Genomic DNA, 9,720 nt, shown 5'->3' with positions numbered 1-9,720 from the left:
GCCGCCGCCACACATCGCGAACTCGACGACCGATGGCACGAAGCCATCGCCCTCGACCACCTCGCCCACACCACCGCATCCCCGGACCAAAACCACCCCGAAGACGCCCAGCAGCACCGACGCGAGGCACTCCGCCTCATCGCCCCCTACAACGACCCACGCGCCAACAACCTGCGCCAACGCCTCACAACCCACCTCACCACCGAATGACGCCCGGCCCGGCACCGACGGTCAGCCGTGCCCCAGGGCGTCGGCGAGGCGGTCCGCCTCGTCCCGGCCGCCGCCGACTCCGATCCGGAAGGCGGCGGGGGGCAGCGCCTCGGTGAGCGCGGGGGCCGCGACGACGGTCCCGTCGACGACCAGCGCGATCAGCGGTCGCCGGTCTCCGCTCTCGCGGACGAGTTCGGCCGTCAGCCGGCTGAGCGCCTGGGCGTCCTCCGGACGCGGGTCGATGAGGACGTTCCAGTCGCCTGTGGCGTCGTGCTCGACGCTCACGTCCCGTAGCCCCTCCATGACCACTGCCCGGCCGGTGTCCATGAGGTAGCAGCCGCCCCGGTCCGAGGCGGGGAACGCGTCGGCGGGGGCGGAGTCCGGGCACGCGCCGGGGACCTGGTCGACCACGGGGAAGATCCGCAGCGGCTGGCCCTCGGGCTGCTGCGGGTCGCCACCGCCGATGGTGAGCGCCACCACCAGCATCGCGACGCCGACGGCGATCAGGGCGCCGAGCGCCAGCGCGGGCGGTACGCCGCCGCGGCTGCTGCCGGTCGTGTCCTTCGCCATTCCGCTCCTTCGGAGGTATGGGGTGGCCGGCGGGCGCCGCGACGGGGTAAGTACACCGCACCGCACGGGAATCCGGTAGCGGGCCCGCGCGGTGCCCCCGGTGGTGGACGGGGCGGCGGACGGGACGCCCCGTGCGTCCCGGCGTCTGGGAAGTGGAACGGCTTCGGTGGACACCACACGGATGTGGCAGCATGCGCCGCATGCTGGGGATAACCGATCTGCCCACCTACCTGGCCGGGCTGGCCCTGATCATCCTGATGCCGGGGCCGAACTCGCTGTACGTGCTCTCCGTCGGGGCGCGGCTGGGCGTGCGCACCGGATACCGGGCGGCGGGCGGGGTGCTGTGCGGCGACGCCGTGCTGATGGCGCTCTCGGCCGGGGGTGCGGCCTCGCTGCTCCAGGCGAGCCCGGTGGCGTTCTCGGTGGTGAAGTTCCTCGGCGCCGGTTACCTGGCGTGGCTGGCGGTGGGCATGCTGCGGGGCGCGTGGTCGCTGTGGCGCCGGCGGCGCGAGCGGGTGGCCGAGGCCGAGGCGGCGGCGGGAGCGCCGTCGGTCCCCGGTGAGCGGCCCTTCCGGCGGGCGTTTCTGGCGAGCCTGGTGAACCCGAAGGCGATCCTGTTCTTCGTCTCCTTCTTCGTCCAGTTCGTGGACCCGGCCTATCCGTACCCGGCGTTGTCGTTCCTGGCGCTGGGGCTGTGGGTGCAGCTGTTCAGCATCGCGTACCTCAGCCTGCTGATCTTCACCGGCGCGCGGCTGGCGGCGGCGTTCCGGCGGCGGCGCCGCCTGCAGGCGGGTGCTTCGGCTCTGGCGGGGGCCGGGTTCCTCGGGTTCGCCGCGAAGCTTTCGCTGTCCTCCGGCACCTGACCGCCGGCCGCGGGTCCACCCTGCGCCGCACGCGGCCCGCTGGCCCCCATTGGGGGGGGTGCCGCGGCGCGGCCGGGCGCGTAGGCTCCCTCGGAGGAGGTGGCGGGACGTGCCGGTCTGGGTCTGGATCGTGGGTGTCTTCCTGCTGTGCGGCGGGGGCTCCTGGGTGGCGGAGACCGTCCGCAAGGGACAGGTGAACCGCCATGAGCGGCGGATCGAGTGGCTGCGCGCCGAGGAGCGGCGGATCAGCCGGCTGGAGGCCGCCCGGCGTGCGCCCGAGCCGGTGTGCGGGTGCGGCCACCATCTCTCGCAGCACGACCGCCGGGGTGTCTGCCACGAGGTGGTGCGGCGGCCCACCGGCTGGGACGCCGACCAGACGCCGACCGGCTACGAACCGGGCGCCTGCACCTGCCAGCGCTACGTCGGCCCGCAGCCGCTGTCGCAGGTCTACGCGGACGAACTCACCGACGCCGAACCGGAGCTGCCGGAGCGCGAACCGGAGCGGGAGACCGGCCCGGCCGGGGGCCCCGGAACCGACCGGGGCCCCGGAACCGGCGGGAGTACGAACGGCGACGACGACGCACCCGGCCCGCCCGGAGCCCGCGGCATCTGAACCGGTGACATGACGGCCACGGGCGCCGCCGCCCGCTCCTCAGCCCGCCCGCCGAGTCAGCGCTTGCGGACCACGGTCACCCCGTCGCGGACGGAGAGCAGCACGGACTCCACCCGCCGGTCGGCGGCGATGGCGTCGTTGACCTCCCGGATGGCGACCACCGACTCCGACTGGTCGGCCTCGTCGACCACCCGCCCGCTCTGGAGGGTGTTGTCGAGCACGATCACGCCGCCGGGCCGCAGGCGCGCGAGCAGCTCCTCGTAGTAGACGGCGTATCCCGTCTTGTCGGCGTCGATGAAGGCGAAGTCCAGGTACTCCTCCTGCGGGAGGGCGCGCAGCGTGTCGGCGGCGGGGCCGATGCGCAGGTCGATCTTGTCGGAGACCCCGGCCCGCTCCCAGTAGCGGCGGGCGATCGAGGTCCACTCCTCGCTGACGTCGCAGGCGGTCAGCCGGCCGCCCTCGGGCAGGGCGCGGGCGATGGAGATGGAGGAGTAGCCGGTGAAGGTGCCGACCTCGACCGCCTGTCGCGCGCCGGTCAGCCGGACCAGCAGGGTGAGGAACGTGCCCTCGTCCTGGGTGATCTGCATGCCGGCCCGCTGCGGCAGGGAGCGGTGTGTCTCCTCCGCGAGGTCGCGGAGCACCTCGTCGGCGGGGGTGGCGTGGTCGATCAGATATTCGTGGAGCGCGGGGTTCACGATGTCCATGGGCCGACTCTACGGTTCGGCGCGCGCCCGCGCGCCCGCGTGGGAGCCCGGCGCGCGACCGCGCCACGAGCACGCACGCGCCGGGGCCGGCCCGGGTGCACGCGCCGGCTCAGCCCGGGTGGCCGGGCGGCGGCCCGGAGAGGCCGCGCGGCGTCCGGCGCGACCAGCGGCGCCGCGGGGTGTCACCGCGGCGCAGCCAGAACGCGGCGAGGACCCCGCCGGCCAGTCCGAAGAGGTGGCCGAGCCAGGAGACCCCGGTCTGGGTGGGCAGCACGCCCCACAGCAGCGAGCCGTAGAGCAGGAAGACGGTGATGCCGACGGTGATGTCCAGCGCGTCCCGCTCCACGAAGCCGCGCACCAGCAGGTATCCGAAGAGGCCAAAGACGACGCCGGAGGCACCGGCCGTGATCGATCCGGAGCTGGAGAACAGCCAGACGCCGAGCCCGGAGACCGTCATGATGAGGAGGCAGACGCCGAGGAAGCGGGGGATGCCGCGCACGGCGGCGAGGAAGCCGAAGATCAGCAGCGGGAGGCTGTTGGCCAGCAGGTGGTCCCAGCCGAAGTGCAGGAAGGCCGCCGGGTAGATGTCGAGCAGTTCGCCGGACTGCCGCGGTTCCACGCCGTACTCGCACACCAGCGGTGTGTCCGGGTCGCCCGGCAGGCAGCGCGGGTTGTCGCCGTCGACGGCGGTGAGCACCCACATCAGCGCGAGCCAGCCGAACATCAGCAGGCCCGCCGCGATGGCGCGTTGGCCTCTCGGCGTCCGGTTCGCCATCGCAGTCCTCTTTCCCCCGCCTCGGGCGCCGGGCCGGTGGGTCGGCGCGGCCGGATGTCCAGGCTAGGCGATCGGCGGCCCGAACCGGCGGGCGCGCGCCAGGCCGGCCGGGGCGGGACCGCCCGCGTCGATTCGGTGGCCGCCCGTCACCGCCTCGACGGGATCAGGGCTGCATCGGCCCGGGCACGTCCGCGCGGTCGGGGTCGGCGCGGCGCTGTTCCTCCCGCAGGTCGAGGTAGAGCAGGGCGACGGTCAGGTCGTCCGGGTGGAGCATGGGCGCCTCGGGTGCGGTGAGGCTGATCGCCGAACCGCTGTTGAGGGTGAGCCGCAGCGGCAGCTCGGGGAAGTCCTCACCCGCGAACTGTCCGAGGTCGAAAGTGACTTCGGACAGCACACCGTTGCGGACGGCCAGTTCGGCCGTGACCTTGGCGTCGGGGTCCACCGGGTCGTGGACGACGGGGGTCAGGCCGAACCGGTCGCTCTGCTGGGTGAGCAGCGCGAGCAGCGGGCCGAGGGCCTGGTCGGCGCGGGCGGCGGGGAGTTCCAGCTCGACCAGTTCCGCGCCGCGCTCCTCGCCGGTGGTCCGCAGGGTGGCGTCCGTGCCGAGGGCCTGCTCCAGCTGTTCCAGCAGCGCCCACTGGTGCTCGGAGTTGAGCAGCGGCGCCGACTCGGTGAGGGCGTCGGCGATGTTGTCGGCGAGGTCGCGGTCGACTCCGGCACCGATGTCCAGGGCGTCGCCGTAGGAGGGGTAGAGGAACGGGTCGACCAGCACCCAGGAGCCCTGCAGCGCCCGGGAGGCGGTGTCCAGGGAGGGCGGCAGCTCACCCGCACGTTCCATGAACCGCTCGGCGGCCAGCACCTCGGACCGGTCGCCGCGCAGGGCGTCCTGGACGATGGTGTCGGCGCCGATGCGCAGATAGAGCAGGCCATCGATCTGCTTGATGCCGACCGCGTCCTTGCCGCCGAACCCGACGGAGAGCGCGGCGGAGAGCGGCTCCCCGGCGTCGAGGTCCCTCATCTTCCGCTCGCCCTCCGACTCGCCGGCGACGGCCGTCAGTTCCAGCGCGGACAGCACCTCGGCGTCCTGCGGGTCCGGCTCGGGATCACCGGACAGTTCGGCGGACCGGACGAGGTACTCGTGCAGTTCCTCGGGCGAGGCGAGGAACGACGCCTCCAGCGTGACGGCCTCCCGGGACATCAGCTGGTCGACGGCGTCACCCAGCCCGGGGCCGGCACCGGCCACGGGCCCCAGCTGGCAGCCGGCGGCGGTCACGGCCAGGGTGATCAGGAGCGCACCGCCGCCGAGGGCGGTGCTCCGCTTGCGGAGGGTGCTGATGATGTCACTCCCGGTCGGTGAACGGCGGCAGGGGGACCGACCCCCACCCGCACAGTGTCTACCGGCGACCCTACGGTGTGCGCGGAGCACGGCCGGTCGTGGCCGAGGTGTCACCGGACGGTGAGGAGGTGTTGACCTTCGGCTCGGATACGCTCGGTCGGGTGAGCCGCGGGCGTCGAGACCCGGGGTGACCAGCACCGACGCGCGACCGAGGCGCACGGCCGACCAGGCGGCGCGCACGCCGGGGAGTGCGCCGTCCACGGCGGCGTGCTTCCGGGGGAACGGCCGAGATGCCCCACCCGGCCGAACCCGGCCCCGGTGGCGGCGCCGCGCCGGGTTCGGAGCGGCGACGCCGGCCGCACACCGCCCGGGCCGCGCACACCACGCACACCGAGCGGAGCGAGTGGGATCGACATGACGGAGCCGACCGAGCCGACCACGCCGATCGAGCCGGCCAACCCCACACCCCCGGCGGCCGGGCCGGGCGCGCCCGCCCAGGCGGCCTCCACGGCACCCACGGCCCCCACGTCCCCCACCGAACGGGCGACCGTCCGCAGGCCGTGGCTGGTCGGGGTCTCCGGCGCGTCCGGCACCCCGTTCGCCGCCGCCGTGCTGCGCGGCCTGCAGGCGGCCGGCGAGCCGGTGGACCTGGTGGTCAGCCGGGCCTCGCGGCTGACACTGCTGGACGAGACGGGCATCGGCTTCCGCGACGCGCACTGGGAGGAGGATCTGGCGTCCTGGCTGGCGCGCGGCGCCGACGGCACGCCCGACGCGTTCGCGCCGGACCTCTCCGACGTGCGGTACTGGGCGGCCGGGGACCTGGCGGCCGGGCCGTCGTCCGGCTCGTACCCGGTGCGGGGCATGCTGATCGTGCCCGCCTCCACGGCGTGCGTGGCGGGTGTCGCCCTCGGCCTGTCGAAGGACCTGCTCCAGCGGGCGGCGAGCGTCACGCTCAAGGAGCGCCGCCCCCTGGTCGTGGCCGTGCGGGAGACGCCGCTGAACGGCCAGACGCTGCGTCACCTGGTGACGCTGGACGACGCGGGGGCCGTGGTGCTGCCGGCCTCGCCCGGGTTCTACGCCGGTGCCCACCACATCCAGCAGCTGGTGGACTTCGTGGCCGGGCGGGCGCTGGACGCCGTCGGGGTGGAGCACGACCTGTACCGGCGCTGGGCGGGACAGCTCGGCGGCGCCAGGGAGTGAGAGCCGGCCGACGGCGGACCCGGCCCCGCGCCGCGCCGCGGGCAGGCTCCTCACGCCGCAGCGGCGGGCCAGTCGTAAGCGGTCCGGCCCGTATGCCTTAGATTCTTCTGTGGAACGACGTCCCCAACGGAACAGCGAAAGGCGCGGCGAGATGGACGCGGTGGACAGGCAGCTCATCCAGGCCCTTCGCGAGAACGGCCGCGCCTCGTACGCGGAGCTGGGCCGGCTGGTCGGGCTCTCCGGCCCCAGCGTCACCGACCGGATCAACCGGCTGGAGGGCGCCGGGGTCATCACCGGCTACCGCGCGACGATCGACGCCCCCTCGCTCGGCCTGGGCGTCACCGCGCTGATCGGCATCCAGCTCTCGGACGCGACCGACCACGAGGAGGTCGCGGGGCGGCTTCAGCACCTCGCCGAGATCGAGGACTGCTGGTTCATCGCCGGCGACGACTCCTACATGCTGAAGGTGCGGGCGACCGACGTGGACGGCCTGGAGCGGACCATCCGCCGCCTGTCCGGCACCAAGGGTGTCTCGCGGACGCGGACCACCATCGTGCTCTCCACCAAGTGGGAGAACCGGGTCGGTGGCCTGCCCGAGGACATCGACGCCTGACCGGCGGCGTACGCTCGGTCCGGAAACCCACGAACGAGGAGGCGGCAGGGCATGGACGCTGGACTCAAGCGCGAGCTGGAGCAGAAGGTCCGCGCCGGCGAGCGGCTGAGCCGCGAGGACGGCATCGCGCTCTACGAGTCGGACGACCTGGCCTGGCTGGGCGGGCTGGCGCACGAGGCGCGGACCGCGAAGAACGGCGACGTCGTCTACTTCAACGTCAACCGTCACCTCAACATGACCAATGTGTGCACCGCGTCGTGCGCGTACTGCTCCTTCCAGCGCAAGCCGGGGGAGAAGGACGCGTACACGATGCGGATCGAGGAGGCGGTCCGGCTCGCCAAGGCGATGGAGGGCGACAACCTCACCGAGCTGCACATCGTCAACGGCCTGCACCCCAACCTCCCCTGGCGCTACTACCCGCGCTCGCTGCGGGCGCTGAAGGAGGTCCTGCCGCCCACGGTGCAGCTCAAGGCGTTCACCGCCACCGAGATCCACCACTTCGAGGAGATCTCCGGGCTCACCGCCGACCAGATCCTGGACGAGCTGATCGACGCCGGGCTGGAGTCGCTGACCGGCGGCGGCGCCGAGATCTTCGACTGGGAGGTCCGGCAGCACATCGTGGACCACCGCACCCACTGGGAGGACTGGTCCCGGATCCACCGGCTGGCGCACTCCAAGGGGCTGAAGACCCCGTGCACCATGCTCTACGGGCACATCGAGGAGCGGCGCCACCGCGTCGACCACGTGCTGCGGCTGCGTGAACTCCAGGACGAGACCGGCGGCTTCCAGGTCTTCATCCCGCTGCGGTACCAGCACGACTTCGTGGACATGAAGGACGGCAAGATCCGCAACAAGCTCCAGGCGCGCACCACCATGGCGACGGGCGCCGAGGCGTTGCGGACGTTCGCGGTCTCACGGCTGCTGTTCGACAACGTGCCGCACGTCAAGGTGTTCTGGGTCATGCACGGCCTCCAGACGGCGCAGCTGGCGCTTCAGCACGGCGCGGACGACATGGACGGCTCGGTCGTGGAGTACAAGATCACCCACGACGCCGACTCCTTCGGCACCCCGGACAAGCTGACCCGCGAGGATCTGCTGGAGCTGATCCGCGACGCCGGGTTCCGTCCGCTGGAGCGCAACACCCGCTACGAGGTGGTGCGCGAGTACGACGGCCCGGACCAGGACCGCCGCGAGTCGCCGCAGGCGATGCGGCTCTGACACGTCGGAGCACCGGGCCGCGGCCCGGTGTTCGTCGTACCGGCCCGCCACCGTTTCGACGGTGGCGGGCCGGCGTCGTCCGCGGGCGGCGTTTCCTCGGTGGAGGGGTGCCGGGTTGAGGGGTGCCGGGTGTGATGTTCGCCCGGGCGGAACGCACTGGCGCGCCATCGTGCAGGAACATACGCTCCACGGCATGAGTATTCGGTATGTGGTCGACCCGGAGGTGACGCCCGCGCTCACGGACGGGCTGCTGCGGCTGTGGGCCGACGTCACCAACGCGGGCGGGGCGGTCGGCTATGTGCCACCGGTCGAGCCGGAGGAGATCCGCGAGGTCTGCGAACAGCACCTGCGCCTGGTGCGCGAGGGCGGCGCCCGGATGGTCCTCGGCCTCACCGAGGACGGGCAGCCGGCGGCGCTCGCCTTCGTGCAGTTCAACGCGCACCGGCTGATGCGCCACTGGGTCGGCCTGTACCGGGTGATGATCGACCCCGCCCACCAGGGCGGCGGCGAGGGGCGCCGGCTGATGAGCGCGTGCCGGGAGACCGCCGCCGCGACCGCCGGCGTGCGGGCGATCCGGCTCACCTGCCGCGGCGGCATGGGACTGGAGCGGTTCTACGAGGCGTGCGGCTACAAGGAGGTCGGTCGCACACCGGAGGCGATCCGCGTCAGCGCCGACGACTACCGCGACGACGTGATGTTCTGGCTCCCCCTGGCCTGACCGCCGGGAGGGCATGCTTCACTGGAGGACGGCCCCGATCGGCGGCCACCGGAGACCGGCACACACCGCCGGACACCACCGGACACCACCGGACACCGCCGACGAGCAGCACCCGCGAGCAGCCCGAGCCGATAGGAAGCAGCCGTGACCGACACCAAGCACGCGACAATCCGCTACACCGGGATGCGCATCGGCGTCTTCGTCGCCTGCCTGGCCCTGGTGACCGGCCTGGCACACCTCGGCCTCATCCCGCTCGGCATCGGGGACTCCAACCCGCTGTGGCTCTTCGCGCTGGCGATCCTCATCTCCTCCCCGATCAGCTTCGTCCTGCTCAACCGGCAGCGGGACGCGATGTCCCAGCAGGTCGGCGACGCGGTGCTCCGCACCCGCGACAAGCTGCACTCCAACCGCACCATGGAGGACGAGGCGGACGACGCGGCGCGTGGCGCCGCCGCCGAGAAGCCCGCCACCGAGGAGCCCGCGGCCACGACGAAGGCCACGACGAAGGCCACGACGAAGGCCACAACGAAGGCCGCCACCGAGCGCTGACGGCCGGACGGCCACGCGCCGCCGGACCCACACCTCTTCCGCGTGAGACGTCTCACGCCGACCACCGCACCCCGCCGGGAATCCCTTCCCCCGACGGGGTGTTGTGCTGTCCAACGACCGGGACCCAAAGCCACACTTGGGGCAACTCATAGGAAGGGTGTTAATGTGTTCGATGTGAAACCAGTCGCGCACGACCCCGTTCCGAGCCCCGTGCTGCTCGTCGCGCGGCTGCACATCGACCTCTGTCGCCGCCACACCGCCGCGTGTAACTGACCGCACGCAGCGCACCGGGCACGCCGTTCGGGCGTGCCCGGTGCGCTGCGTGCGGTCAGTTACACGCGGCGGTGTGGC

Annotated in this window: 11 protein-coding genes and 1 pseudogene; 8 read left to right on the top strand and 4 right to left on the bottom strand. The window is 73.1% G+C overall.

Annotation, left to right across the window (positions count from 1 at the left end):
- A pseudogene (locus tag E0D90_RS26690) lies at positions 1 to 210 on the top strand (tetratricopeptide repeat protein); the annotation flags it as partial.
- A gap of 21 nt (positions 211 to 231) precedes the next feature.
- On the opposite strand, the gene E0D90_RS19545 reads toward E0D90_RS26690, so the two are convergent.
- Positions 232 to 780 carry a SecDF P1 head subdomain-containing protein gene (locus E0D90_RS19545; RefSeq protein ID WP_130799440.1) on the bottom strand — a complete coding sequence of 183 codons (549 nt, stop codon included), beginning with the start codon at positions 778 to 780 and terminating at the stop codon, positions 232 to 234.
- 200 nt (positions 781 to 980) lie between these two features.
- On the opposite strand from E0D90_RS19545, the gene leuE reads away from it, so the two are divergent.
- Entirely contained in the window at positions 981 to 1,643 is a 663-nt protein-coding gene (leuE, locus tag E0D90_RS19540; protein WP_103503803.1) for a leucine efflux protein LeuE, read from the top strand.
- A 109-nt stretch (positions 1,644 to 1,752) separates the two neighbouring features.
- The gene (locus E0D90_RS19535; protein WP_307721157.1) at positions 1,753 to 2,256 is read left to right on the top strand and encodes a hypothetical protein; all 504 of its coding nucleotides are present in this window, start codon (positions 1,753 to 1,755) and stop codon (positions 2,254 to 2,256) included.
- A gap of 56 nt (positions 2,257 to 2,312) precedes the next feature.
- Here E0D90_RS19535 and E0D90_RS19530 read toward each other — a convergent pair whose 3' ends face one another.
- The 3 genes from E0D90_RS19530 to E0D90_RS19520 all read right to left on the bottom strand — a co-directional run bounded on the left by E0D90_RS19530 (position 2,313) and on the right by E0D90_RS19520 (position 5,008).
- Complete coding sequence (locus E0D90_RS19530; protein WP_130799439.1) at positions 2,313 to 2,960, bottom strand: O-methyltransferase; 648 nt, start codon at positions 2,958 to 2,960, stop codon at positions 2,313 to 2,315.
- A 109-nt stretch (positions 2,961 to 3,069) separates the two neighbouring features.
- Positions 3,070 to 3,735 (bottom strand): rhomboid family intramembrane serine protease, encoded by a 666-nt coding sequence (locus E0D90_RS19525; protein ID WP_130799438.1) that lies wholly within the window; start codon positions 3,733 to 3,735, stop codon positions 3,070 to 3,072.
- A gap of 163 nt (positions 3,736 to 3,898) precedes the next feature.
- Positions 3,899 to 5,008, bottom strand: coding sequence for a hypothetical protein (locus E0D90_RS19520; RefSeq protein WP_103501564.1), 1,110 nt, complete (start codon positions 5,006 to 5,008; stop codon positions 3,899 to 3,901).
- 477 nt (positions 5,009 to 5,485) lie between these two features.
- Here E0D90_RS19520 and E0D90_RS19515 point away from each other — a divergent pair, with 477 nt between their 5' ends.
- The 5 genes from E0D90_RS19515 to E0D90_RS19495 all read left to right on the top strand — a co-directional run bounded on the left by E0D90_RS19515 (position 5,486) and on the right by E0D90_RS19495 (position 9,369).
- Positions 5,486 to 6,271 (top strand): UbiX family flavin prenyltransferase, encoded by a 786-nt coding sequence (locus E0D90_RS19515; RefSeq protein ID WP_130799437.1) that lies wholly within the window; start codon positions 5,486 to 5,488, stop codon positions 6,269 to 6,271.
- Positions 6,272 to 6,422: 151 nt separating this feature from the next.
- Positions 6,423 to 6,884: an Lrp/AsnC family transcriptional regulator gene (locus E0D90_RS19510; protein ID WP_103501562.1), complete on the top strand. Its 462-nt coding sequence runs from the start codon at positions 6,423 to 6,425 to the stop codon at positions 6,882 to 6,884.
- A gap of 51 nt (positions 6,885 to 6,935) precedes the next feature.
- On the top strand, positions 6,936 to 8,102 hold the full coding sequence (mqnE, locus tag E0D90_RS19505; RefSeq protein ID WP_103503098.1) for an aminofutalosine synthase MqnE: 1,167 nt from the start codon (positions 6,936 to 6,938) through the stop codon (positions 8,100 to 8,102).
- 193 nt (positions 8,103 to 8,295) lie between these two features.
- A complete protein-coding gene (locus E0D90_RS19500; RefSeq protein ID WP_130799436.1) occupies positions 8,296 to 8,820 on the top strand; it encodes a GNAT family N-acetyltransferase in 525 nt (174 codons plus the stop codon).
- Between the two features lie 144 nt (positions 8,821 to 8,964).
- Positions 8,965 to 9,369 carry a DUF4229 domain-containing protein gene (locus tag E0D90_RS19495; protein WP_227870335.1) on the top strand — a complete coding sequence of 135 codons (405 nt, stop codon included), beginning with the start codon at positions 8,965 to 8,967 and terminating at the stop codon, positions 9,367 to 9,369.
- Positions 9,370 to 9,720 lie beyond the last annotated feature (351 nt).

Source organism: Streptomyces otsuchiensis (genome assembly GCF_004305975.1).
GTDB lineage: Bacteria > Actinomycetota > Actinomycetes > Streptomycetales > Streptomycetaceae > Streptomyces > Streptomyces otsuchiensis.
The sequence above is the reverse complement of the archived record's forward strand: the minus strand, read 5'-3'. Positions and strand labels throughout refer to the sequence as shown.